We start from the raw sequence: 23,736 nt of genomic DNA, 5'->3' as shown, positions 1-23,736 counted from the left end.
GTAAACCGCTTACATATTTGCTATTATAATTGTGAAAATGATAACAAAGGGAGCTGTAATGAAAATGGAAAAAACATTTTTGATGGTGAAACCGGATGGCGTACAGCGCGGGCTGATTGGCGAAATCGTTACAAGATTCGAAAAGAAGGGCTTAAAGCTCCTGGCGGGGAAGATGATGGTTGTGTCGGAGGAACAGGCTAAGACGCATTACATAGAACATGAAAGCAAGCCCTTTTTCGACTCACTGATAAGCTACATTACATCCGGTCCCGTATTTGCGATGGTCTGGGAAGGCAAGGATGCTATTAAGCTGACCCGGAGTATGATCGGGGCAACGAAACCAACCGAAGCAGCACCTGGTACGATCAGAGGCGATTATGCAGTCGAAATGAGCCGCAACCTTATCCATGGCTCTGACAGTGCAGAAAGCGCTGAACGTGAAATAGCGAATATGTTCGAACCAAATGAACTGATCCAATACGAGCAAGTAATGGCTGAATACTTATATGAATGAGGAAAGCAGGCAGAAATGCCTGCTTTTTTATTATTTTTTGCTACCACCAATCATTTATATGCAGTAAAATAGAACCAGATACATATAGACAGGAGAACATGACGTGGCAGCAGATTATGAATATTTTGTAGAGCAGATTAAAGCAAATACAGGCATTGATTTAGCCCAATATAAAGAAGCACAGATGCTGAGGCGTCTGACCACGCTTCGGGAAAAAAGAGGCTACAAGGATTTCAAGGCATACTTCCAGGCAATCCGCAGTGATGAAGCGCTCATGGATGAGTTCCTGGATCGCATGACCATCAATGTGTCTGAATTTTACCGTAATTATCAGCGGTGGGAAGTTCTGGAGCGACGCATTCTCCCTGAGCTGCTTAAAAAGAAGAAGCCGCTGAAAATCTGGAGTGCAGCTTGTTCCACTGGAGAGGAGCCTTATACATTGGCCATCCTGCTTGATCGATATGCCAAAGGAACAGCTTTCACGATCCATGCAACCGATCTGGATCAACGAGTCCTGGAAAAGGCGAAAATCGGAAAATACAATGAAAGGGCATTGAAAGAAATGCCAGCGGCAATCAAATCGGCTTATTTCACCCAAGAGGGCCCCATATTCCAAATCAAGGAAGAATTGAAACAGCATATTCAATTCAAACAGCATAATCTGCTTGCGGATGCCTACGATACCAATTATGATCTTATCATCTGTCGGAATGTCCTCATTTACTTTACAGAAGAGGCGAAGGCAGATATTTATCACAAGTTCAGCAAGTCATTGGCGCACAGGGGCTATTTATTCGTTGGGAGTACCGAGCAGATATTCAATCCGAATAATTACGGACTGGGTGCAGTGGACACATTCTTCTATCAAAAGCAAAAAGCAGACTAGGCATATATGCATGGTCTGTTTTTTATTAATCCTCGATCTTAACTTGAAACATGATGATTTACGAATGTCAGCAGGAAGAAGGAAATGGAAAACACCGCAGGAAGCCAATGATGCAGGATTTGATCAAATGGCATAGGAACCTGGATCGACAGCTGTGAGGGTGAAAGAAATGATGCTGTCATGATCGTCGCAATGACAATACGGAAAAGGATGCGGTGATTTTTTCGTTTACAAGCTTGTTCGTGCTGTTTTTGTAACTAATCTCCGATATTTTTATGTAATCTTCATAAGTTGTCAAATATGCATTATAACGTATAATGGGCTTACATCGACAAAAGGAGTGGAGGCAGTGGATGAAATAGATTATGGATTGCTGAAGCAAATGGCAGTGACGATAGGGGAAGCATCCAAAATAAGTGATATCCCGATTCGCAAGTTGCGCTATTGGGAAGAAAAAGGCTATATTGCCAGCGCGGAAGAAAAAACGAATGCAACGAGAAGATTCGATTATTATGCAATCAAGAAAATCATCCTGATGAAAGAATTGATCGAAGATGGGTATACAGTCGAAGCTGCTTCCCAAAAAGCAGAAACCCGTATGAAGAAGCTTCGGGAAGTATTTGGATGAACGAAACAGAAAATAATGGCAAGTTGGTTCGTGTTCGGAAATATTGTCAGAATTGTTCCCACTTAAGAAACAAGTTATGTTATAGTATATAAAATTACAAAGATACAGAAATGACGGAGGAATATACATGCGCTACTTAACTGCAGGTGAATCACATGGCAAACAGCTTACAACCATCGTAGAAGGTGTTCCTTCCTATTTACCATTGACTGCAGCGGATATCAATGCATCCCTGCTGGAAAGACAGAAGGGGCATGGCCGAGGCAAACGGATGCAGATCGAAAAAGACTTGGTCGATATTGTCGGCGGTGTCCGTCATGGCTACACCCTGGGATCACCGATTGCAATGGTTATACATAATGACGATTTCAAGCACTGGATAGATGTGATGGGGGAAGACCCTGTGGAAGATCCCCAGGCGGTCCGGCGGATTGTCACACGCCCAAGACCCGGGCACGCAGATTTGAACGGTGCCTTGAAATATGGCCACCGGGATATGAGGAATGTATTGGAGCGATCCTCGGCACGGGAGACTGCCGCGCGTGTGGCAGCCGGTGCAGTTGCCAAGAAGCTTCTGGCTGAACTGGATATCCATATTGTCGGATACACGAAGGAGATTGCCGGCATCAAGGCAGCCGAGTTCCCGGAATATACATATGAAGAAAGAGACAGTATTTCAAAAGCTTCTTCCGTCCGCTGCCTTGATCCACAGGCTTCCCAGCAGATGACAGAAGCAATCGATCAGGCGAAAAAGGATGGGGACTCCATCGGCGGTGTCGTGGAGGTTTATGTAGAAGGCTTGCCGGCGGGCATCGGCTCATACGTCCATTATGACCGTAAGCTTGATGGCCGCATTGCAGGTGCAGTGGCAAGCATCAATGCCTTCAAAGGTGTGGAATTCGGCATCGGGTTCGAAGCTGCCAGACTGCCAGGCAGCCAGGTGCACGATGAAATTGCCTGGGATAAAGAAAAAGGCTATTACCGCAAAACGAACAGGCTCGGAGGTTTGGAAGGCGGTATGACAACAGGGATGCCGCTCATCGTCAAAGGTGTCATGAAACCGATCCCGACACTTTATAAGCCATTGCAGAGTGTGGATATAGAAACGAAAGAACCGTTCAATGCCAGCATCGAACGTTCGGACAGCTGTGCAGTACCGGCAGCAGCACTGGTAATGGAGCATGTTGTCGCTTTCGAGATTGCCAAAGCGATTTTGGAGCAGTTCCCGAATGACCAGTTCCCCAAGCTCAAGGAAGCAATCAAAAACTATCGGGAAGAAATCAGGGTGTTCTGATGGAACAGATTACAGTCAAAGCCAGTCAATCAAGTTATCAGGTTTCTGTTGGAGCCGGAATCAGGCATAAATTGGCTGAATTCCTTCCCAAGTCTTATCAAAATGTATTCATTGTGTCGGATACGAGCATTGCTCCGCATTATCTGGATGATTATATCGCTTCCCTTCTGCCGACTGCGAAAGTGACGAAGAAAATCATCGAACCAGGCGAAGCGGCGAAAAGCAAGGATATGTATTTCGATATATTGGATAGCATGTTTGAAGCGCAGCTTGATCGGAAAGCGCTGGTCCTTGCTCTCGGAGGAGGGGTCATCGGGGACCTGGCCGGATTTGTCGCAAGCACATATATGAGGGGGATTGATTTCATCCAGCTCCCGACGACGATACTTGCACATGATTCAAGTGTCGGCGGTAAAGTCGCGATCAATCATGAGACCGGCAAAAATCTGATCGGAAGCTTCTATCCTCCAGTGGCTGTTGTCTATGATGTCGATACCATCAAGACTCTTCCGGAAAAGGAAGTGCGGAGCGGCTATGCGGAACTGATCAAAGAAGCATATATCGGGGATGCTGCATTCCTGGACCAGCTGTTTGCACGAGAGAAGCTTGATAAGGAAAACGAGGATCAGCTTATAAAGGATTTGTCACTGGGCATCAAGGTGAAAACGAAAATCGTTGAAGCCGACGAAAAAGAGAATGACCTGCGCAAATTCTTGAATCTCGGACATACACTTGGCCATGCGATTGAAGCCGAGGCAGGCTATGGCACGTTTACGCATGGGGAAGCTGTCGCGATCGGCATGCTGTTCGCCCTTGAATTAAGTGAAAAAAGATTCGGTGCAGATTTGCGATTGAATGAATTCCGCAGCTGGCTGGAGCGCAATCAGTATCCTTTGCATGTACCTGATTTTCCTGCGGAGAGGCTCATCAAAAGGATGCAGATGGATAAGAAATCGGAAAATGGGGAAGTCCATATGGTCCTGCTGCAGGAAATCGGATATCCGGTGACGGAAAAGATCGATCATGGTCAACTTCATGAGGCTGTCACATCTTTCCTGGAGAGGATGAGCAGCGTATGATCCGAGGGTTCAGGGGAGCCACGACTGTGGCGGAAAATGAAGAAAACCAAATCATCGAAGCTACCGCAGCGATGCTGGATGAGATGGTCACGAAGAATGCCATCGAGCCTGAGGATGTCGTTCAAGTGCTCATTTCAGCGACGCCTGATCTGACCAAGGCTTTCCCAGCAAAAGCAATGCGTGTCTTCCGTGATGATTGGACTTATGTACCTGTCATGTGCATGCAGGAGCTGGCAATCGAAGGTGGTCTGCCGAAATGCATCAGGGTGATGCTGACGGCACGCACGGACTTGGCTCAGCAGGAGATCCGGCATGTCTATCATAACCAAGCTATCCTATTACGTCCCGATTTGAAGGAGGAGCATCAATGAAAGCAAAACAGATTTTGAATGAGCTGACGGCTTACAAACCAGGAAAACCGATGGAGGAGGTTCGGAAGGAATTCGGATTGGACCGGATCGTGAAACTTGCATCCAATGAAAATCCATATGGTTTTTCCCCGAAAGTGAAAGAGGCTTTGCCGACATTTGCCGATGATCAGGAAATCTATCCGGACGGATACGGTACTGCATTGAAAGAGAAATTGGCAGAGCATTTCGGTGTGGGAGTGGACCAAATCGTACTTGGAGCAGGCTCTGATGAAATCATCATGATGCTCTGCCGGACATTCCTGGCTCCTGGTTTGAATACGGTAATGGCGCACCCATCCTTCTCCCAATACCCGCATCATGCTTTGATAGAAGGAGCGGAGGTACGATCCATTGAAACAAAGGATGGATTCCACGATCTTCCTGCCATGCTGGAAGCAATCGACGAAAAGACAGGAATCGTTTGGCTCTGCACACCTAATAATCCTACTGGCAATCATATTGCCAAAGCAGAATTCGAAAACTTCCTCCGTCAGGTTCCGAAAGAAGTATTGGTGGTGGCTGATGAAGCATATATCGAGTTCCTGGAAACGGATGACTACTTCGATACCCTTGCTGCATTGGACGAATACCCCAACCTGATAACGCTGAGGACATTTTCCAAAGCATACGGGCTTGCCGCGCTCCGTGTAGGGTATGGCATCGGCCATCCGGAAGTGATCCATAAAATCAATGTGGTCAGAAGCCCATTCAATAATACGACGATTGCACAGAAAGCTGCTATTGTAGCCCTGGATGATCAGGATTTCATCAAGGAGTCGATCGCGAAGAACAATCAAGTCAAGCATACCTTCCTGGCTTTCTGTGATGCGCACCAAATCAAATATTACGAATCACACACAAACTTCGTACTTATTTATGATTTGCCTGTAAGCGGCGATGCTGTCTTCCAGCATATGCTTTCCAAAGGATTCATCGTCCGTTCCGGCGATGCGCTCGGTATGCCGAACAGTGTCCGCATCTCACTCGGTAATGCACAGGATATGGCTGAATTCACTGTTTTGCTTGAGCAATTCCTGGCAAGTGTGAAAGAAAGCTGATATGGAAACAGTTGTTATCGCGGGACTCGGCTTGATAGGCGGCTCGCTTGCCCGTAATATCCGGCAGCATAAAGAGGTGCATCTGATCGGGGTGGATCACAAGGAAAGTACATTGAAATATGCTCTTCAGCATGGGATTATCGATGAAGCATCGGCCTCTTTTCAAGCGGCTGTCCAAAAGGCTGATATCATTTTGCTTGCTGCCCCCGTTTCCAAGTCAGTCGAGCTCCTCCAAGAGCTTGATGATATGAAATTGGAAAAGGAAGTGCTTGTCACGGATGTATCTTCCGTCAAAGGACCGATTTTCCGCCAAGCGGCTTCCTTGCGTTCGGATAAAATCGTCTTCGTCGGTGGTCATCCGATGGCTGGTTCCCACAAACATGGGATCGAGGCGTCCAAAGCACATCTTTTCGAGAACGCCATCTATGTCCTGACACCGGTGAAGCGCGCTGAAGAAAGCGATCTCGATCGGCTGAAGGATCTCTTGGATGGTACCAAAAGCACCTTCATCACTTTGACTGCCGAGGAACACGATGAAATGACAGGAGTCGTCTCCCATTTCCCGCATCTGATTGCATCGGCATTGGTGCAGCAGGCTAAGAAATGGGAAACGAAGCATAGCTTTCTGCCAAAATTGGCAGCAGGCGGATTCAGGGACATCACGCGCATCGCTTCCAGCAATCCAGGCATGTGGCAGGATATCTTCTTTCAGAATAAAGAAAAGATGGCGCTCCTGCTTGATGATTGGATCGAGGAAATGCAAAAATTCCGGAAGCTTCTGCTGGAGGATCATAAACAAGAAATACATACCTATCTGGAAGAAGCGAAGCATTACCGGGATGGTTTGGAACCTCGGAAAAAAGGTGCGATTCCAGGCTACTATGATCTATACGTCGATATCACCGACCAGCCAGGCGCCCTGCAAAAGGTACTGACCATTATTGCCGACGCTGGATTGAGTATCGTCAATATTCAGATACTCGAGCTTCGGGAAGGCCTGACAGGTGTCCTTCGACTCAGTTTCGCCGAACAGAAAATTCAGCTCAAGGCGAAGGGTGTACTGGAAGTATTCGGTTATGAAGTGAAGATAGAAGATTGTAGGTGAAAACAGTGACAGATATTCGATTGCAGCCGACAGGGAAAGGGTTATCGGGTTCCATTACCGTCCCCGGGGATAAATCCATTTCCCATCGGAGCATCATTTTTGGTTCTTTAGCCAAGGGGAAAACGACTGTCCGGCATTTCCTGAGCGGTGAGGATTGCCTTCGGACAATCGATGCCTTCCGGGCGTTAGGCGTTTCGATTGAGCAGGATGGCGATACCGTCATCATTGAGAGTGAAGGGAAGGACAGCTTCCAGGAACCATTGCAGCCGATTTACTTCGGTAATTCAGGAACAACGGCACGTCTTCTGCTTGGGGTTTTCGCTGCCTTGCCATTCCATATCACAGCATATGGGGATGCGTCCTTGACGAAGCGGCCAATGGACCGTGTCGTCCTGCCGCTCCGTCAAATGGGTGCGAAAATCAACGGGCGCGAACAAGGCAAGTATTTACCGTTGGCAGTTGACGGACAGAAGCTGTCGGAGCTTACATATCATACACCTGTCAAAAGCGCGCAGGTAAAATCCGCTTTGCTGCTGGCTGGTCTCTTAGCCGAGGGTGAAACCAGGATTTCAGAAGATGTCAAAACAAGGGACCATACCGAGCAGATGCTGAAAAGCTTCGGGGCAAACATCGATGTGAACGGGACGAGTGTCACGGTTCAAGGCGGACAGCAGCTCATCGGCACCGATGTGTATGTGCCGGGGGATATTTCTTCGGCGGCGTTTTTCCTTGCTGCCGCCAGCATGGTACCGGGCAGCGATATCACCTTGACCAATACCGGACTCAACGAGACACGCACCGGCATCCTGGATGTACTGCAAGACATGGGTGCCGATATGGAAATCAGGGAGCATAAGATCGAAGCTGGTGAGCGGATCGGGGATATCAGGATCCGGTATCGTCCATTGAAAGGAATCGAGATCGGCGGTGATATCATTCCGCGGCTTATCGATGAATTGCCTATCTTGGCCTTGCTCGCTACCCAAGCCGATGGAGATACGATTATCAAAGATGCCGAAGAACTCCGGTTCAAGGAAACCGATCGAATTGAAGCCATTGCAGCTACACTGTCAAGCTTTGGGGCGGCAGTGGAAACGACGCCTGATGGCATGCGGATTCCGGGGAGCCAATCCCTGCAAGGTGCATCAGCGGATTCCTTTGGTGATCATCGTATCGGAATGATGATTGCCATTGCCAGTTTGATTGCCCGGGGAGAAACTGTCCTTACTGATGCAGACAGCATCAATATCTCTTATCCATCATTTTTTGCGGATCTGCGGGCGCTGCAAAATTGAATATGTCTGGTTCCCAGCAGGGAATCAGGCTTTTTTACTGTTCTAAAGCCCTGGCTTTAGGTTACACTGAAGAAAGACTTAAAAAGCTAAAGAAGCGCGTAAATAGAAGGAAGTGTCAGAAATGGAAGAATTGCAAAAAGCGATAACATATATGGAGAACGACCAGCCCAAGGAAGCGGTGGATACATTGGAGGCATATTTGCCGCGCGCCAATGAAGAAGAGAAATTTACCATTGCCGAATTGTATATGCAATGGGGCCTGCATGAACAAGCAAAAGCCGTCCTTCTTCAGCTGGAGCAGATGTTCCCGGATGAAATGGAGCTTAAAATGATGCTGGCCGAGCTTCATATCGATTTGAATGAAGACCAAGAAGCAATCGATAAGCTTGATCAGATTGTCGAGGATGAGGACTATTTTGTACCGGCTCAAATTCAGCTTGCTGATTTATATCAAGCTCAAGGATTATTCGAAGTGGCAGAACAGAAATTACTTGCCGCCAAACGTTTCGATCCATCTGAATCAGTCATCGATCTGGCATTGGGTGAACTGTCGCTATCAACCGGCTCTTATTTGAAGGCGATCACGTATTACGAAAAAATTTATGAAAAAGAGACCGTAATGGGGGATATCGATATTGCCCTTCGTTTAGCCGAAGCTTATGCAGCAACGGGTGAATTCGAAAAAGCATTGACTTATTACCAGGAAACGGATGTCGAGGACGTGGAGCAGCTATTCAGCTATGGTTTCACTGCGTTCAAGCTATCCAGATACGACATTGCCATCAACATTTGGGAAAAGCTTCTCAAAGAAGAAGCTGATTATCTGTCTGTCTATGAGTATCTGGCCAAAGCCTATGAAGAAGAGGGTTTGATCGAGAAAGCTTTTGAAACGGCGGAAAAAGGTTTGGCGCTGGATGAATATAACCAAAAGCTTTATTTCACTGCGGGCCGTCTTGCCAGACAGCTGGGAAGGAATGACCGCAGCTACTTCCTGATCCGTCATGCAATCGCGCTCGATCCGGGCTACAAAGAAGCAATTCTATATTTGATCGAGAATTTCAAGCTTGATGAAGATCATGAGGCAATCATCGAGTTATTGACACATATCCTGGAGACAGATGAAGAAGATGCAGCGTACCGCTGGGAGCTGGCACGTGCCTATAATGAAACGGAAAACTTCGATGAGGCATTAAACGCATACAGGGAAGCATATACTAACTTCAAAGATGATAGCGATTTTCTAAAAGAATACGGATATTTCCTATTGGAAGAAGGGAGGATGCAAGAGGCTGTCGAAATACTTAAAGAGTATCTTCGCCTGGAGCCATCGGATATCGAAGTAGAAGAGAATATCAACCGGCTCTTGTCTCAATAAATGCATTGAATTGAAATCATTTCGCTTTCTGGGAGGGGGCACATATGAATATTTCCGTTACCATGCAAGATAAGAAAACGTTCATTCGCTGGTTTTTGGATAATTACCAATTGAAGCGCAGGGAAAGTGTCTGGATCTTGAACTACTTGATCAATCATGATTCGTTTCTTGATAATGTACATTTCATCCGCGAAGCAAGATTCAGTCCCAGAGGAATCATCATATCCGCCCATTGTTCAGATGAAGTGCCGTTTCGTTTTTATAAGGACAATATCGTTACGACCGATGCGGAAAAATCATTCCATGATATCCGCATGAACAAGAAAGATCCTGTCTATATTCAACTCAATTTCAAGAATTCCCATCAGAGCATGGAATACGTTGCAGTGCTTGAGGATAATCCATTCCTGCCGGAGGATCATTATGTCACAAAAGAAGACCGGCAGCTGGCAGCGAAACTTCTCGACGCATCGCATTATCAATACAAGAAGAAAAAACTGCAAGAAGCAATTGATTTGGCTCTTGATAAGAGGGATGAAGATAAATTTCGCTTATTAAGCAAGGCGATGCGTCAATTGAAAGAAGAGGCGGAAGATAAAATTGAACATATTTAAATAGATGCGCCGTAACGGCGCATCTATTTTTTTCTTTCTTGTTTAAAGTGCCGGGACAAAAGATATTCTGCTAAAATAAAGTGACTGCCCATCGCAGGGCAGGGGAATACATAATCGAAATGAAAGGACAAGCACATCATGTATCGTCTTCTTTTCCATCGTTATAGTATCTTGTTATTATTCATCATCAATCTTTTTGGAACGATTTATGGATATATCTGGTACGGCTGGCAGCTTAAAATCACGCCGGCGATTTTCCTTCCCTTTGTGCCGGATAGTCCGACGGCCAGCCTCTTTTTTACGATATTCCTAGGTTTATTGTTAATCGGGAAACAGAACGGTTATATCGAAGCTCTGGCAGTCGTCTCTTTGTTCAAGTACGGCATATGGGCCGTCGTGATGAATCTTTTGACGCTGGCAGTCGCCGGAACACTTTCCTGGCAGGGATATATGCTCATAGCTTCCCATTTCGCCATGGCTGTCCAGGGTATTCTGTATGCCCCGCTTTATCGCGTGAAATTGCGTCATCTGGCATTGGCTGCCATTGTCGTCCTGCATAATGATATCATTGACTATGTTTTCGGTATGATGCCGATATATGGCAATTTGACGGATTACAGTGATGTGATTGGGTATTTCACCTTCTGGCTTAGCATCGTTTCCATTTTCGTCGGTTATATCGTCACACAGCGGAAATCATCACGCAATCCAAATAAATGAGGCGGATACCGACATATCCAGGGGCTTTCCAGCATAGGCTGTAGGAACATCTAAAAAAGAGGGGATGCTTATGAAAAAGCTGCTTCTCGTCATCGTCCTGACAGCCTCTTTTTTTGTACTTGCCAACATTGCCGATATCATGCTGCAGCCGCAAACAGAGGCGCTATCGTCATCTTCCGACAAAATGCTTCAAACGTTTGATCAACAATTCCATACACTTCCTGCATACTTGTATAGCGTTGCAGTACCTGATAAAAGCAGTTATGGAACGGGGCGTTTCTGGGGAATACTTGGTATTAGTGCAAGCATAGTAGGGACGCTTATTTATGTCGGCTATAAGAAGTATCGAGCCGAAAATGACAAAAGTGTGAACAAGGATCCCAATAGTTGATTTTTTTTGAATTCTTGACTAAAATTGACCTTAATAAGTTCCAAATATTTTTATGGAGGAATGTATATGTCACTAGGTGCTTATATTATCTATATAGCACTTCTTCTGATTATCCCGTTATGGGCTCAATCGAAGGTTAAAAGTACGTACAAAAAATATTCGAAAGTAGAAACGTCTTCTCTGATGACTGGTGCACAGGTTGCGAGAAAGATCCTTGATGATAACGGCATTTATGATGTGCAGATCGAGGAAACACGTGGTATGCTGTCCGACCACTATGATCCTCGCCATAAAGTTGTCCGTCTGTCCACTGATAACTATCATGGCCACTCCATGGCAGCAGCGGCTGTCTCTGCCCACGAAGTAGGACACGCAATCCAGGACGCAGAAGGGTACGGCTTCCTGAAATTCCGTACAGCGCTTGCTCCGGCAGCTGCTTGGGGGAATAACCTTTCCTTCCTGCTTATCATTGCAGGTGCGATCTTTGGAGCTCTGAGTCTGGTGGGATGGGGTATCGCGCTATTCAGTATCGCGGTATTGTTCCAGCTTGTCACCTTGCCGGTCGAGTTCAATGCATCGAACCGCGCGATGGCTCAGCTGGTTTCCACCGGAATCATCCGGAATGATGAAGAACGCTCTACGAAGAAAGTGTTGAATGCGGCAGCGATGACTTATGTTGCAGCAGCTCTGGTAGCAGTTGCCGAGCTTGTACGCTTCATCCTCATGTTCTTTGTAGGCAATAGCGAAGAATAAGAATAGGCATCCCGCGGGATGCCTTTTTTTATTGGGTCTGTATGACCTTGATCAGTTCCCGGAGATAGTCGGGCAAATCAGGCGGACGGCGGCTGCTCACGATATGGCCATCGACGACGACTGCTTCATCATGCCAGATGGCGCCGGCATTCGTCATGTCATCTTTGATTCCGGGGGTGCTCGTCACGTTCACACCTTTCAGTATACCGGCAGAGATCAACACCCAGCCCGCATGGCATATTTGCCCGATCGGTTTTTTGTGGCTGTGAAAATGACGGGTGATTTCCAAAACACTATGGAAACGGCGCAGTTTATCCGGCGACCAGCCTCCTGGTACGAGCAATGCATCATACTCATCCGGAATGACTTCCTCGAACGCTGCATCCGACGTGGCCGGAACACCATATTTCCCTTTGTACACCATATTGGCAGCTTCCCCTGCCAAACGGACTTCCGCACCAGCCTCGCGCAGTCTCAGGACGGGATACCATAACTCCAAATCTTCAAAATCATCACTTACAAAAGAAAGTATCTTTTTACCGGTAAGCTCCATCATCACACCTCTTTCGTTTATTCCTCTCCACTTTATCAATACATTCGCATGAATGCATGCAAAAAGCTAATCTGTGTGATAGGGCTTTTTATTTTCATCGAGTGTAAAACCTTCGCCCATCACATCGTGCACCTCACTGAGTGCCACAAAAGCATGCGGGTCGACCGAGGTGATGATTGCTTTGAGTTTGACGATTTCGTTCCGGGCGACGACACAATAGAGGACATCCCTCTTTTCACCGGTGAAACTGCCCCTGCCGTCAAGGACGGTGACACCCCGGTCCATCTGTTTTAAAATTTGATTGGCGATGGCGGCGCTTTGCGTGGAGATGATGGTCGCACCTCTTGCCGAGTAGGCGCCTTCCTGGATGAAATCGATGACTCTGGCGCCGACAAAGACAGCGACCAGAGTATACATACCCCGAATCAGATCAAGATAGGTGAGTACGGAGGTGACGATGACGATTGCATCGAACATGAACATCGTCCGCCCCATCGTCCAGCCGGCATACTTATTGGCCAGCCGGGCAATGATGTCGACTCCGCCCGTGGTACCGCCATAACGGAAAATGATCCCGAGCCCGACACCGATGAATACCCCGGCTAATAGCGAGGCAATCAGCAAATCATTCCCTAAATCAATATGGAGGGAATACGTTTGGAATAAGCGGAGGAAGAGGGAAACAGCCACTGTCCCGATGATCGTATAAGCAAATGTCGTCCGGCCGAGGAATTTCCAGCCGATCAAAAACAGCGGGATGTTCAGCACCAGGTTCGTAATAGCCGGATCCCAGTCAAATTCGAATAGTAAAATGAGCGTAATCCCGGTGAATCCGCCTTCCCCGAGTTTATTCGCAATATTGAAATGGACAATGCCGAATGAAAAGATGGCTGCACCCAACAGGATGAACAGGATGTTCTTCAAACGCAGTCTTAACATGGTCTACCTCCTAAAATGACAATTCCTTCTATATTATAGACAACAAAGACCTTCTCTACAAATATGCCTCATAGGTAAAAACATTTGTCAAACGCCTTATTTTTAGGCTAACATGGTAATGATACAGTGAAAGGAAGAAAGCGCATGAGTACAGTATATACGACCAAGGAAATACAAGAGCGGGTCGACGCTTATATTTCCCAATTCAAAGAAGGTTATTTCTCACCGCTCAGCATGCTTGCCCGCATGACCGAAGAAGTGGGGGAGCTGGCCAGGGAAGTGAATCATACATATGGCGAAAAGCCAAAGAAAGCAAGTGAAGCGGACAATACGGTGACGGATGAACTCGGAGATATCATCTTTGTACTGACCAGCTTTGCCAACTCCCTTGATATCGACCTGTCTGAAGCATTCGAGAAATCGATGACGAAGTTCGAAACAAGGGACAAAGACAGATGGACGAAGAAGACACAGGAGGATTTACAGAATGACTAAAGATACTATTAGGATCATCGTGGCTGGACCAAGAGGCCGGATGGGCTCGGAAGCATTGCAGCTTATAGAGCGGACGGCTCATTTTGAGCTTGTCGGAGCTATCGACCGAAGAAATGGAGGCAAGCGCATTGCCGATATCGACGGTTTGACAGCAAGCGATGCCGTCATCTATGAGGATGCTGCGGCGTGCCTGCGTGAGGTCGATGCGGATGTGCTGATCGACTTGACTGTACCGGAGACAGGCTACAAACATATGAAGCTTGCCATCGAACATGGCGTACGTCCCGTAGTCGGTACTTCCGGGTTCACCGAAGGACAAGTGCAAGAGCTGCAGCAGCTAAGTGAAGAGAAGGGGATCGGAGCGATCATCGCACCTAACTTTGCAATCGGAGCAGTGCTCATGATGCAATTTGCCAAGCAGGCAGCCAAATACTTCCCGACAGTGGAAATCATCGAAAAGCATCATGACCAGAAGCTTGACGCACCGAGCGGCACCGCAGTGAAAACGGCACAGCTCATTCAGGAAGTACGGAAACCGGCCAAACAAGGACATCCGGATGAGAAAGAGACGATCCCTGGGGCACGGGGGGCGGATATCGATGGCATGCGGATCCATAGTGTACGTCTTCCAGGACTTGTTGCACACCAGGAAGTCATTTTCGGTGCACCTGGGGAGCAATTCACTGTCAAGCATGATTCTTTCAACCGTGCGTCGTTTATGTCTGGTGTAGAGCTTGCGGTGGAGCGTGTCATGAAGATGGACATACTGGCATACGGTTTAGAAAATATACTGGAATGAGGCGGTAGACATGCATATTGCTTTAATTGCCCACGACAAGAAAAAACCTGAAATGGTCCGATTCACGATTGCATATAAGGAAATGCTGAAAAAACACACCCTGTATGCTACAGGGACAACCGGCACACGCATCAAGGAAGCCACAGGCTTACCGGTGGAATTGTTCCAGTCCGGCCCGCTTGGAGGGGATCAGCAGATCGGTGCCCGTATTGCAACGAATCAAATGGATCTGATCATCTTCTTCCGGGATCCGCTGACAGCACAGCCGCATGAACCTGATGTAAGTGCGCTTATGAGATTATGTGATGTGCATCGCATTCCGCTTGCCACCAATCTGGCAGCAGCCGAAATATTCATCCGCGGATTGGACCGGGGCGATTTCGATTGGCGCCAGATCATCCGGGACCGTGAGCCGGAACTATGAAAAAGCTGAAAATCGGAATCACATGTTATCCGACGCTTGGCGGTTCAGGCGTGATTGCGACAGAGCTCGGCAAGAAGCTGGCCAAAAAGGGACACGACATTCATTTCATTACATCCAGTGTCCCTTTCCGGCTCGATATGCTGCTTCCAAATGTATTTTTCCATGAAGTGGAGATGAGTCATTACCCTGTCTTCCAGTACCCGCCATATGACCTTGTATTGGCTAATAAGATGGCAGAGGTAATCGATGAAGAAAAATTGGATGTCTTGCATGTCCATTACGCCGTTCCCCACGCAATTTGCGCGATCTTGGCCAAAGCCATCGCCAAGCATGATGTCAAAATCGTGACGACCTTGCATGGTACGGATATCACAGTACTCGGAATTGATAATGGCTTGCGCAAAATGATCATCCATGCGATCGAGGAAAGCGATGTCGTCACTGCCGTCTCGGAGAGTCTTGTGAAACAGACCAGGGAAATGCTTGACGTGGCAAGTCCGATCGATGTCGTTTATAATTTTGTGGATGAAGAAGTGTACCGGCCGGCTGATGTGGGCGAAGTGAGGGAGCAGTTCGGCATCACAGAAGACGAGAAAGTACTCGTACATATAAGCAATTTCCGTAAAGTCAAGCGTGTACAGGATGTTGTACAGGTTTTTTCGTATGTACAAGAAAAACTGCCCGCAAAATTGCTGCTGATCGGGGACGGCCCCGAGTACTCCGATATTCTGCGGGATGTGCAGCAGCGCGGGCTGGAGGATCAGGTTCTGTTCCTGGGCAAACGTAATAACGTGGCTGCCCTTTTAAATATGGCAGATATCATGCTGCTCCCTTCTGAAAAGGAGAGTTTCGGATTGGTTCTTTTGGAAGCGATGGCTTGCGGTGTACCTTGCATCGGAACGGATGTCGGGGGTATACCTGAGGTGATCGTGCATGGGAAGAACGGCTTTACGGCACAGCTGGGGGATGTGGAGCAAATGGGAGACTTTGCGATGGATCTGTTGACGGATGAAAGGCTTTGGCAGCAGTTTTCCGAAGCATCGATCCAGCATGCAGCCGAAGCCTTCCATTCGGATAAGATTGTTGCGCAATACGAAGCAATTTATGAAGAGGTTTTACAATGAAAATATTCGAAAAAGCATTCCGGGTCATGGAGCAGCTTGAGAACCATGGCTATGAAGCATATCTGGTCGGAGGCGCGGTGCGCGATCATCTCATCGGAAAACAGGTCGGGGACTTGGATATTGCAACATCGGCTACACCCAGCCAGGTGATGCAAGTCTTCGATAAAGTCATCCCGATTGGTATCGAACACGGAACCGTACTCGTTCGATTTGAGAAGGAGAGTTTTGAAATCACGACTTTCCGGACAGAGGGTGCATATTCCGATCATCGTCATCCCGACAATGTGAACTTCGTTGAGGATGTCACAGCGGATCTTGCACGGCGTGATTATACGGTCAATGCAATTGCGATGAACAAAGACGGAGAATTGGTGGATCCATTTGATGGAAGGAGCGCTATCGGGAATAAAGAGCTGATCACTGTCGGCAACGCCTTCGACCGTTTTCAGGAGGATCCTTTGCGGATGATGCGCGGGGTGCGATTTGTTTCCCAGCTGGGGTACAGGCTGGATGACGACGCCCGCAAAGTAATGGAGGAGCAGCGTTTGTGGCTGTCACGCATAGCGATCGAGCGTGTGGCGATCGAGATGGATAAATTATGCGCCGGTAAACATGTGAAAACGGCGGTACAGCTCCTCGAATCAACCAATTTATGGGAAGCAATGCCGATCTTCCATGATCATCCTGACCTGATGGGCAAAGTGGCGTCAAGGATCAAGCCTCTGGGAAGTCTGGCAGAATGGATAGCCCTTTGTTCTTTTTTGAGCGGCAGGTCCGTCATGGATTGGGTGAAAGAATGGAAGCTCTCCAACAGCATCAAACAAGATGCTCAAAACCTCGTACAGATGATTCAGGGCGATTTCGATGCATGGTCTGTTTACCAGCTGCCGGCGCATCTTGATGCCGGCTTTTGCCGTTTAATGGAGATCTGCAAGGATAGAGATGTGCAGGATGAACTTTCTTTCCTCAGGAGAAAGCTGCCTATCCGTCATACCTCGGAGCTTGCTATATCCGGCGGGGATTTGATCAGCTGGTTCCCTGATAGGAAAAAAGGAAGCTGGATCCGTGATCTATTGCATGCTTGTGAAAAAGCAGTGGTGGAGAATCGGATCGAAAATGAAAAAGAACGGCTGAAGGAGTGGATCATCCGTGAACACAACGCGTAATCGGCTCATCAGAATCCTTCAGGAACATAGGACTTCGTATGTCTCCGGTCAGTACTTATCCGAACAGCTTGGCATATCCAGGGCTGCTGTATGGAAGCATATGAAAGCATTGGAGGCGGATGGATATGCGATAGATGCCATCCCGCGCAAGGGCTACCAGGTACGGCAATCACCAGATAAGCTAAGTAAAAATACGCTTAACTGGCAGCTTGATACCAAATGGATCGGTCGCAAGATCATATTTGAAGAACAGCTTGAATCGACTCAAATCCTGGCAAAATCATTGGCCGATCAAGGTGCAGTCCATGGTACGGTTGTGATAGCCGACCAACAGACCGGCGGTAAGGGTACGAAGGGGCGCAGCTGGCATTCTCCTGCAGGTACCGGCATTTGGATGAGTTTGATCATCCGGCCGGAATTCGGACCGCGAGAGGCTGCACAGCTTACGCTGGCTGCTGCAGTGGCCATTGCGCGTGCATTCCGTAAGAATGGCATCGATGCGGCCATCAAATGGCCGAATGACATTTACCTGGGTGGTAAAAAGCTTGCCGGGATTTTGACTGAAATGCAGGCAGAGCAGGATTATATTCAGCATATCGTACTCGGTATCGGCATCAATATAAACCAGACCGCGACGGAAATTGCACCGGATATCCGGCATAAAGCAACTTCCTTGCGTATCGAAACGGATAAGGAATGGAACAGGCAGGAACTGGTTCATCTTATTTGGAAAGAGTTTGAGGAAGTCTATTCGCTCTATACAAAAAGAGGTTTTCAAGTCATCCGGGACGAATGGATGCAGTATGCGCTGCGTCTCGGACATCGAGTAAAAGCAACTGCCCCGTCCGCTGTGTTTGAAGCGGTTTTCAAAGGTATCGGGGAGGACGGCGAGCTTTTGTTGGAAAATGACGATGGCAGTCTAGAGAGACTGTTTTCTGCCGAATTGGAATGGAAAGAGGAGTAGTACAATGAAAACGAGACTCGATTTTCAAAAAATGAAAGAAACTAATGAGAAGATCACCATGGTCACGGCTTATGATTACCCAACAGCAAAACTGGCGCAGCAGGCTGGCATCGACATGCTTTTAGTCGGGGATTCACTCGGAATGGTCGTCCTCGGCTATGATAGCACCATCCCTGTCACCGTCGAGGATATGATCCATCATGGAAAAGCCGTCACAAGAGGCGGAAATGATACGTTTGTCGTGGTGGATATGCCGTTTATGACCTATCACGTATCAGTGGAGGCGACTGTACCGCAAGCAAAACGTATCTTCCAGGAAACCGGGGCACAGGCTCTAAAGCTCGAAGGAGCTGATCAGGTCATCCTGGACAGCATAAAAGCACTGGCGACAGGAGGGATTCCTGTTGTCGGTCATCTTGGTTTGACACCTCAATCCGTTCACATGCTGGGCGGCTATAAAGTACAGGGAAAAAGCGAGCAGACGGCAAAACAGCTGCTTGAAGATGCACGAAAAGTGGAGGCTGCCGGCGCCATCGCACTTGTTTTGGAATGTGTCCCGAAACAATTGGCCGCACTCATAACGAAAGAGGTTTCCATTCCAGTCATCGGCATCGGTGCAGGAGTGGAGGTGGATGGACAAGTGCTTGTCTTCCATGATCTAAGCAGATTCGGTGTCGACCGTTTGCCGAAATTCGCCGTGAGCTATGCTGACTTGAACGAAACCGTCACGAACGTGTTCACCACTTATCGCGAAAATGTAAAACACGGTATCTTCCCGAATGACGAGCAGAGTTTTACAATGGACGAAGCAGCATTGCCGAAAGCAGGTGAACGGCAATGAAGATCATTACGACATTAGAAGCGCTGCAGCAGGAGAGAAAGCAGCTTGCCAAAGAGCAGAAATCCGTGGGGTATGTAGCGACGATGGGCTTTTTGCATGAAGGCCATCAAGCCTTGATGAAACGCTCCAAGGCAGAAAATGATATCACTGTATTGAGTATATTCGTCAATCCGCTCCAATTCGGCGAAGGGGAGGATTTTGACACCTATCCGCGTGATGCCGAGCGTGATCGGCTAATCGCCGAACAGGAAGGCGTCGATATCGTCTTCATGCCCGAAGCTGCAGCCATGTATCCAGGGAATAGCACGATCAAGCTTCAAGTCACAGATCGTGTCGATGTGCTGTGCGGTAAATCCAGACCAGGTCATTTCGATGGTGTTGTCACCGTATTGGCGAAGCTTTTCCACTTGATCCAGCCGGATCGAGCGTACTTCGGGCTGAAGGATGCACAGCAAGTCGCAGTTGTCCAAGCATTGGTCCATGATCTTAATTTCCCGCTTGAAGTCGTGCCGGTGCCGACTGTCCGGGAAGCCGACGGATTAGCGAAAAGCAGCCGGAATGTTTATTTATCGGAGCAGGAGCGGCAAGCAGCACCAGCGATTTACCGTGCATTGCAGCAAGCGAAGCAAAGCATCGAAGACGGGGAGGATGATGCTGATAAAATCGTGTCTGCAGTAAAAGAATTTATAAACAGCGAGACAAATGGTAGAATAGACTACGTTGAAATTTTGTCTTATCCGGCACTGAAGCCAGTGAGCAGGATTGAATCACGTATCATCATCGCAGCGGCTGTCTTTTTCGATAAGGCGAGATTGATCGACAATTTGGTATTGGAAGCGGACGGATCTGTCATGGACCGTTTTTGACATAGGAGGAAAAAAGATGTTTCGCACAATGATGAAAGCGAAAATACATCGCGCCCGGGTCACGGAAGCGAACCTTAATTACGTTGGCAGTATAACGATAGACACGCACATACTCGAACAGGTAGGCATACTGCCTCATGAAAAAGTCCAAATCGTGAACAATAATAATGGAGCCCGTCTCGAAACATATGTGATTCCTGGTGAGCGGCATAGCGGTGTCATCTGCCTTAATGGGGCTGCTGCACGTCTTGTGCAAAGACATGATGTAGTGATCATCGTTTCTTATGCCATGCTTTCCGATGAGGAACTGGCTGATTTCAAGCCGAAGATTGCCTTGATGAATGAAGATAACACAGTGAAAGAAATCATCGAGGAGGAACCGCCGCTTACAGTGATGTTGTAATGGCGGAGAGAATCGGACGATAAGACTCTTATCACAGATAAGAGTCTTTCTTTTCTAAGCAGTATGGAGGGTGGAGTATGGATAAATTTGTAGTGGTGGATCTAGAAACAACAGGACATGCGCCGTCGAATGGCGATAAAATCATAGAGGTCGGGATTGTCGTCATCCAAGGACGTGTGATCACGGATCAATTTCAGACGATGCTGGATCCCGGTATGCCGATTCCACCTTTCATTTCCCAGCTGACAGGTATCACCGATGAAGATGTAGCTGGCGCTCCGCAATTCGAGGATGTAGCAGATGAGATTTCGGCCTTTTTCAAAGACAGCTATGTGGTTGCGCATAATGCAAACTTCGATCTTCGGTTTTTGAATAGTGCATTGGAAATGGCAGGATTTACGCCGATAAACCGCCCTGTCCTCGATACGGTGGAGCTGGCACGCATCCTGCTGCCGACAGCTCCAAGCTATAAGCTGAGTGTGCTCAGTGAGCATCTATCCTTCGAGCATGATCGGCCGCATAGGGCGCTGTCCGATACGCTTGTAACGGCAGAACTTTTGCTTTCTTTGCTGAAAGAGCTGGGAAGATTGCCATATGAGACGGTTTCCCACCTCCTGACACTTGAAAGAGCCTTGAAAAGTGATTTGCGAAGCTTGCTTGAGGATCGTCTGGAAGAGCTGGCCTTCGAGGATACAGAGGATGACGAGCTGGAGGTTTTCCGCGGACTGGCCATTCGAAAAGTTCCCCAGGAGCAGGCTGAGGCTTCGGCTGTCACACAGTCCTTCGGGGAGATAGCCGATCAGCTGTATCAAAAAGACGGCTGGCTTGCAGAAGGAATGACCGGCTATGAACCGAGGAAAAGCCAGGTAGAGATGAGTGAGCAGATATTCGATGTCTTTCAATCGGGGAAGCACGCACTTTTGGAAGCTGAAACAGGGACTGGTAAATCACTCGCATATCTTTTGCCTGCTGTTTATACAGCGGTCAAGGAGAGCAGCAGGGTGATCATCAGCACCCATCTGACTCAATTGCAGGCACAGCTGATGGATAAGGAGATCCCGCTTCTGCAAGGTATTTTGCCGTTTTCGTTCAAGGCCGCCTTGCTGAAAGGGAAGCAGCATTATTTAAGCTTGAGCCGATTTGAATCCGAACTGCAGCAAACAGCAAATGACAATTATGATATTGCGCTTACCAAGGCGATTTTGCTTGTCTGGCTGACAATGACCGAAACCGGGGATATTGATGAAGTGAACCTGCCTTCCAGCGGCAAGCGATTTTTCCTGCATATGTCTGCCGATGCAGAAGACACACAAGATCCATTTTCGCCTTGGTTTTCACGCTCTTTTTATCAAAGGGCGAAGAAGGCAGCATGGCAGGCGGACGTGATCGTGACCAATCATGCTTTGCTTTGCAGTGATATGCAGGAAGAATATCAGCTGCTGCCTTCGTATCAGCGTGTCATCATCGATGAAGCGCATCATTTTGAAGCAACGGCAGCAAAGCATTTCGGCTTGGCATTGGATTATGTGTCGATTCACCATATGCTTTCCCATGCAAATACAGTGTATGAGAAGGCGACGGATGTGCTTCCCAATACACAGGCAGAGATGCTGATTTGGTCAAGCTTATGGGATCAAACCAAAGTGGAAGCGGACGATATGTTCCGATATATCCATGATTTCGTTTTATCCCAGCACAAAAAGAAGCTGGGCACCAATGATATCGGACGGCTCCAGCTGCGGCTTGAAGAAGTCCGGGATACAAAACAGATGCAAGTCATCGCGGAAATGAGCAGCAGATTATCATTCAGCGTACGGGACTGCATCCATCATCTTCTGCAGCTGACAAAGACGGCAGATAAGCAAGGGGACAAAAAGATTTCGGATTCCTTGCGCAATACAGTCGATCAGCTGCAGACCATCATCGATGACATTGAGCGGATGTTCCTGGTGTATGGTGACGAGGAAGTGAAGTGGATCGAGGTCGATATGTATGGGGCGCGCAATGCAGTGTACCTTTACAGTGAACCGTTGGATATCGCCGATTTATTGCTGGAGCATTTTTTTGCCGAAAAGAAAAGTATCGTGCTGACGAGTGCGACCTTGACGATGAAGCAGTCATTTGCTTTCATTCAGGAGCAGCTGGGATTGGACGATTTGACTGTCACCAGGCGGTTCGATTCTCCTTATTCCTATAAAGACCAAGTGCAGCTGCTGGTCCCGAATGACTTTCCAGATGTAAGGGGCAAGGATAATTATCCTTTCATCTATGCGGTTTGCGAAGCGATCCTCAGCCTGGCTTCCATCACGGAAGGCCGGATGCTGGTGTTATTCACTTCTTATGATATGCTGAAAAAAGCTTATGGACTCTTGAAGGAGCTGACCGAGGATCAGGATTATTCCCTCATAGCCCAAGGCATTACGAGCGGCAGCCGTGACAGGTTGAAGAAAAATTTCCAAAGCAATAAAAAGGCCATCCTCTTTGGAACGAGTTCATTCTGGGAAGGCGTGGACATACCGGGGGATGATTTGAGCTGTCTTGTCATTGCGCGCCTGCCATTCCAGCCGCCGGATCATCCGATATATGAAGCGAAAGCTGCCAAATTGAAGGCTGAGGGAAAGAATGCCTTCATGGAGCTTGCCTTGCCGAATGCCGTCATCCGCTTCAAGCAGGGATTCGGCCGGCTGATCCGTTCTTCAAGCGACAGGGGCATCGTTTTCGTATGTGATGACAGGATGATGAAGACAAGATATGGAAGCTACTTCACGGATTCCATCCCGGCAGTGCCTACACATTATAAGAGCACATCCGAGCTTTTGGAGCTGGCGGAGGATTGGTTATAAAAAAAGTGCGTCACTAGGACGCACAACTGCTGGGGAGAAGGAAGAATTTTGTTGAAAAAACTTGGAACTCGTCTTAGAATTACACCAGGACTACTGGTATAATAAGAATTGGATTGCTTCTCAACATACATTAGTTTGCTGCAGAAAGCCATCTCTATGAGTAACAAATCATGTAAATGGATTGCTCGGAGGTAACA

26 protein-coding genes are annotated in these 23,736 nt (G+C 47.7%); 24 read left to right on the top strand and 2 right to left on the bottom strand.

Going from position 1 to position 23,736, the window contains the following annotated elements; all coding sequences use genetic code 11:
* Positions 1-64 precede the first annotated feature (64 nt).
* From ndk to CHH53_RS06175, 14 genes are all read left to right on the top strand, one after another.
* Positions 65-514 carry a nucleoside-diphosphate kinase gene (ndk, locus tag CHH53_RS06240; protein WP_095215393.1) on the top strand — a complete coding sequence of 150 codons (450 nt, stop codon included), beginning with the start codon at positions 65-67 and terminating at the stop codon, positions 512-514.
* 103 nt (positions 515-617) lie between these two features.
* Complete coding sequence (locus tag CHH53_RS06235) at positions 618-1,400, top strand: CheR family methyltransferase (protein WP_095215260.1); 783 nt, start codon at positions 618-620, stop codon at positions 1,398-1,400.
* A gap of 349 nt (positions 1,401-1,749) precedes the next feature.
* The gene (locus CHH53_RS06230; protein ID WP_233134880.1) at positions 1,750-2,028 is read left to right on the top strand and encodes a MerR family transcriptional regulator; all 279 of its coding nucleotides are present in this window, start codon (positions 1,750-1,752) and stop codon (positions 2,026-2,028) included.
* Positions 2,029-2,155: 127 nt separating this feature from the next.
* The gene (gene aroC / locus CHH53_RS06225; protein WP_095215259.1) at positions 2,156-3,322 is read left to right on the top strand and encodes a chorismate synthase; all 1,167 of its coding nucleotides are present in this window, start codon (positions 2,156-2,158) and stop codon (positions 3,320-3,322) included.
* Positions 3,322-4,401: a 3-dehydroquinate synthase gene (gene aroB / locus CHH53_RS06220; protein ID WP_095215258.1), complete on the top strand. Its 1,080-nt coding sequence runs from the start codon at positions 3,322-3,324 to the stop codon at positions 4,399-4,401. The genes aroC and aroB overlap by 1 nt, the downstream gene beginning before the upstream one ends.
* Positions 4,398-4,772 (top strand): chorismate mutase, encoded by a 375-nt coding sequence (gene aroH / locus CHH53_RS06215; protein ID WP_095215257.1) that lies wholly within the window; start codon positions 4,398-4,400, stop codon positions 4,770-4,772. Before aroB ends, aroH begins: the two co-directional genes overlap by 4 nt.
* Complete coding sequence (gene hisC / locus CHH53_RS06210; RefSeq protein ID WP_095215256.1) at positions 4,769-5,869, top strand: histidinol-phosphate transaminase; 1,101 nt, start codon at positions 4,769-4,771, stop codon at positions 5,867-5,869. Before aroH ends, hisC begins: the two co-directional genes overlap by 4 nt.
* A 1-nt stretch (position 5,870) precedes the next feature.
* Entirely contained in the window at positions 5,871-6,974 is a 1,104-nt protein-coding gene (locus CHH53_RS06205) for a prephenate dehydrogenase (RefSeq protein WP_095215255.1), read from the top strand.
* A gap of 5 nt (positions 6,975-6,979) precedes the next feature.
* Positions 6,980-8,269: a 3-phosphoshikimate 1-carboxyvinyltransferase gene (gene aroA / locus CHH53_RS06200; protein WP_095215391.1), complete on the top strand. Its 1,290-nt coding sequence runs from the start codon at positions 6,980-6,982 to the stop codon at positions 8,267-8,269.
* Positions 8,270-8,390: 121 nt separating this feature from the next.
* Positions 8,391-9,644 (top strand): tetratricopeptide repeat protein, encoded by a 1,254-nt coding sequence (locus tag CHH53_RS06195; protein WP_095215254.1) that lies wholly within the window; start codon positions 8,391-8,393, stop codon positions 9,642-9,644.
* 44 nt (positions 9,645-9,688) lie between these two features.
* Positions 9,689-10,258 (top strand): ReoY family proteolytic degradation factor, encoded by a 570-nt coding sequence (locus CHH53_RS06190; RefSeq protein ID WP_095215253.1) that lies wholly within the window; start codon positions 9,689-9,691, stop codon positions 10,256-10,258.
* 138 nt (positions 10,259-10,396) lie between these two features.
* Positions 10,397-10,978 (top strand): lipoprotein heptaprenylglyceryl N-acetyltransferase LhaT, encoded by a 582-nt coding sequence (gene lhaT, locus CHH53_RS06185; protein WP_095215252.1) that lies wholly within the window; start codon positions 10,397-10,399, stop codon positions 10,976-10,978.
* Positions 10,979-11,048: 70 nt separating this feature from the next.
* Entirely contained in the window at positions 11,049-11,369 is a 321-nt protein-coding gene (locus CHH53_RS06180) for a sporulation protein YpjB (protein ID WP_095215251.1), read from the top strand.
* A gap of 66 nt (positions 11,370-11,435) precedes the next feature.
* Positions 11,436-12,122, top strand: a complete 687-nt coding sequence (locus CHH53_RS06175) for a zinc metallopeptidase (protein ID WP_095215250.1) — start codon at positions 11,436-11,438, stop codon at positions 12,120-12,122.
* Between the two features lie 28 nt (positions 12,123-12,150).
* Here CHH53_RS06175 and CHH53_RS06170 read toward each other — a convergent pair whose 3' ends face one another.
* Together CHH53_RS06170 and CHH53_RS06165 are read right to left on the bottom strand one after the other, a co-directional pair.
* Complete coding sequence (locus CHH53_RS06170) at positions 12,151-12,675, bottom strand: type 1 glutamine amidotransferase domain-containing protein (RefSeq protein ID WP_095215249.1); 525 nt, start codon at positions 12,673-12,675, stop codon at positions 12,151-12,153.
* Positions 12,676-12,741: 66 nt separating this feature from the next.
* Complete coding sequence (locus CHH53_RS06165) at positions 12,742-13,614, bottom strand: YitT family protein (RefSeq protein ID WP_095215248.1); 873 nt, start codon at positions 13,612-13,614, stop codon at positions 12,742-12,744.
* Between the two features lie 144 nt (positions 13,615-13,758).
* Here CHH53_RS06165 and CHH53_RS06160 point away from each other — a divergent pair, with 144 nt between their 5' ends.
* The 10 genes from CHH53_RS06160 (at position 13,759) to dinG (ending at position 23,539) form a co-directional block, all read left to right on the top strand.
* Positions 13,759-14,109: a nucleotide pyrophosphohydrolase gene (locus CHH53_RS06160; RefSeq protein ID WP_095215247.1), complete on the top strand. Its 351-nt coding sequence runs from the start codon at positions 13,759-13,761 to the stop codon at positions 14,107-14,109.
* Complete coding sequence (dapB, locus tag CHH53_RS06155) at positions 14,102-14,908, top strand: 4-hydroxy-tetrahydrodipicolinate reductase (protein ID WP_095215246.1); 807 nt, start codon at positions 14,102-14,104, stop codon at positions 14,906-14,908. Before CHH53_RS06160 ends, dapB begins: the two co-directional genes overlap by 8 nt.
* 10 nt (positions 14,909-14,918) lie before the next feature.
* Positions 14,919-15,332: a methylglyoxal synthase gene (gene mgsA / locus CHH53_RS06150; RefSeq protein ID WP_095215245.1), complete on the top strand. Its 414-nt coding sequence runs from the start codon at positions 14,919-14,921 to the stop codon at positions 15,330-15,332.
* Positions 15,329-16,456 carry an N-acetyl-alpha-D-glucosaminyl L-malate synthase BshA gene (gene bshA, locus CHH53_RS06145; RefSeq protein ID WP_095215244.1) on the top strand — a complete coding sequence of 376 codons (1,128 nt, stop codon included), beginning with the start codon at positions 15,329-15,331 and terminating at the stop codon, positions 16,454-16,456. Before mgsA ends, bshA begins: the two co-directional genes overlap by 4 nt.
* Positions 16,453-17,622, top strand: a complete 1,170-nt coding sequence (locus tag CHH53_RS06140) for a CCA tRNA nucleotidyltransferase (protein ID WP_095215243.1) — start codon at positions 16,453-16,455, stop codon at positions 17,620-17,622. Before bshA ends, CHH53_RS06140 begins: the two co-directional genes overlap by 4 nt.
* Positions 17,606-18,586 carry a biotin--[acetyl-CoA-carboxylase] ligase gene (locus tag CHH53_RS06135; RefSeq protein WP_095215242.1) on the top strand — a complete coding sequence of 327 codons (981 nt, stop codon included), beginning with the start codon at positions 17,606-17,608 and terminating at the stop codon, positions 18,584-18,586. Before CHH53_RS06140 ends, CHH53_RS06135 begins: the two co-directional genes overlap by 17 nt.
* 4 nt (positions 18,587-18,590) lie before the next feature.
* Positions 18,591-19,427, top strand: a complete 837-nt coding sequence (panB, locus tag CHH53_RS06130; RefSeq protein ID WP_095215241.1) for a 3-methyl-2-oxobutanoate hydroxymethyltransferase — start codon at positions 18,591-18,593, stop codon at positions 19,425-19,427.
* Positions 19,424-20,293 (top strand): pantoate--beta-alanine ligase, encoded by an 870-nt coding sequence (panC, locus tag CHH53_RS06125; RefSeq protein ID WP_095215240.1) that lies wholly within the window; start codon positions 19,424-19,426, stop codon positions 20,291-20,293. The genes panB and panC overlap by 4 nt, the downstream gene beginning before the upstream one ends.
* Before the next feature lie 16 nt (positions 20,294-20,309).
* Positions 20,310-20,696 carry an aspartate 1-decarboxylase gene (panD, locus tag CHH53_RS06120; RefSeq protein ID WP_095215239.1) on the top strand — a complete coding sequence of 129 codons (387 nt, stop codon included), beginning with the start codon at positions 20,310-20,312 and terminating at the stop codon, positions 20,694-20,696.
* A 77-nt stretch (positions 20,697-20,773) separates the two neighbouring features.
* Positions 20,774-23,539, top strand: a complete 2,766-nt coding sequence (gene dinG, locus CHH53_RS06115) for an ATP-dependent DNA helicase DinG (protein ID WP_095215238.1) — start codon at positions 20,774-20,776, stop codon at positions 23,537-23,539.
* The last annotated feature ends 197 nt before the right edge of the window (positions 23,540-23,736 follow it).

Source organism: Terribacillus sp. 7520-G, from assembly GCF_002271665.1.
Taxonomy (GTDB): Bacteria; Bacillota; Bacilli; order Bacillales; family Amphibacillaceae; genus Terribacillus.
This window is presented reverse-complemented; position numbering and strand designations above follow the sequence as displayed.

What these genes read in the sequence shown, in the direction of transcription:
- ndk (WP_095215393.1), top strand. Translation starts at nt 65, where the DNA reads ATGGAAAAAACATTTTTGATGGTGAAACCGGATGGCGTACAGCGCGGG.
- aroC (WP_095215259.1), top strand. Translation starts at nt 2,156, where the DNA reads ATGCGCTACTTAACTGCAGGTGAATCACATGGCAAACAGCTTACAACC.
- aroB (WP_095215258.1), top strand. Translation starts at nt 3,322, where the DNA reads ATGGAACAGATTACAGTCAAAGCCAGTCAATCAAGTTATCAGGTTTCT.
- aroH (WP_095215257.1), top strand. Translation starts at nt 4,398, where the DNA reads ATGATCCGAGGGTTCAGGGGAGCCACGACTGTGGCGGAAAATGAAGAA.
- hisC (WP_095215256.1), top strand. Translation starts at nt 4,769, where the DNA reads ATGAAAGCAAAACAGATTTTGAATGAGCTGACGGCTTACAAACCAGGA.
- CHH53_RS06205 (WP_095215255.1), top strand. Translation starts at nt 5,871, where the DNA reads ATGGAAACAGTTGTTATCGCGGGACTCGGCTTGATAGGCGGCTCGCTT.
- CHH53_RS06195 (WP_095215254.1), top strand. Translation starts at nt 8,391, where the DNA reads ATGGAAGAATTGCAAAAAGCGATAACATATATGGAGAACGACCAGCCC.
- CHH53_RS06190 (WP_095215253.1), top strand. Translation starts at nt 9,689, where the DNA reads ATGAATATTTCCGTTACCATGCAAGATAAGAAAACGTTCATTCGCTGG.
- lhaT (WP_095215252.1), top strand. Translation starts at nt 10,397, where the DNA reads ATGTATCGTCTTCTTTTCCATCGTTATAGTATCTTGTTATTATTCATC.
- CHH53_RS06180 (WP_095215251.1), top strand. Translation starts at nt 11,049, where the DNA reads ATGAAAAAGCTGCTTCTCGTCATCGTCCTGACAGCCTCTTTTTTTGTA.
- CHH53_RS06175 (WP_095215250.1), top strand. Translation starts at nt 11,436, where the DNA reads ATGTCACTAGGTGCTTATATTATCTATATAGCACTTCTTCTGATTATC.
- CHH53_RS06170 (WP_095215249.1), bottom strand. Translation starts at nt 12,675, where the DNA reads ATGGAGCTTACCGGTAAAAAGATACTTTCTTTTGTAAGTGATGATTTT.
- CHH53_RS06165 (WP_095215248.1), bottom strand. Translation starts at nt 13,614, where the DNA reads ATGTTAAGACTGCGTTTGAAGAACATCCTGTTCATCCTGTTGGGTGCA.
- CHH53_RS06160 (WP_095215247.1), top strand. Translation starts at nt 13,759, where the DNA reads ATGAGTACAGTATATACGACCAAGGAAATACAAGAGCGGGTCGACGCT.
- dapB (WP_095215246.1), top strand. Translation starts at nt 14,102, where the DNA reads ATGACTAAAGATACTATTAGGATCATCGTGGCTGGACCAAGAGGCCGG.
- mgsA (WP_095215245.1), top strand. Translation starts at nt 14,919, where the DNA reads ATGCATATTGCTTTAATTGCCCACGACAAGAAAAAACCTGAAATGGTC.
- bshA (WP_095215244.1), top strand. Translation starts at nt 15,329, where the DNA reads ATGAAAAAGCTGAAAATCGGAATCACATGTTATCCGACGCTTGGCGGT.
- CHH53_RS06140 (WP_095215243.1), top strand. Translation starts at nt 16,453, where the DNA reads ATGAAAATATTCGAAAAAGCATTCCGGGTCATGGAGCAGCTTGAGAAC.
- panB (WP_095215241.1), top strand. Translation starts at nt 18,591, where the DNA reads ATGAAAACGAGACTCGATTTTCAAAAAATGAAAGAAACTAATGAGAAG.
- panC (WP_095215240.1), top strand. Translation starts at nt 19,424, where the DNA reads ATGAAGATCATTACGACATTAGAAGCGCTGCAGCAGGAGAGAAAGCAG.
- panD (WP_095215239.1), top strand. Translation starts at nt 20,310, where the DNA reads ATGTTTCGCACAATGATGAAAGCGAAAATACATCGCGCCCGGGTCACG.
- dinG (WP_095215238.1), top strand. Translation starts at nt 20,774, where the DNA reads ATGGATAAATTTGTAGTGGTGGATCTAGAAACAACAGGACATGCGCCG.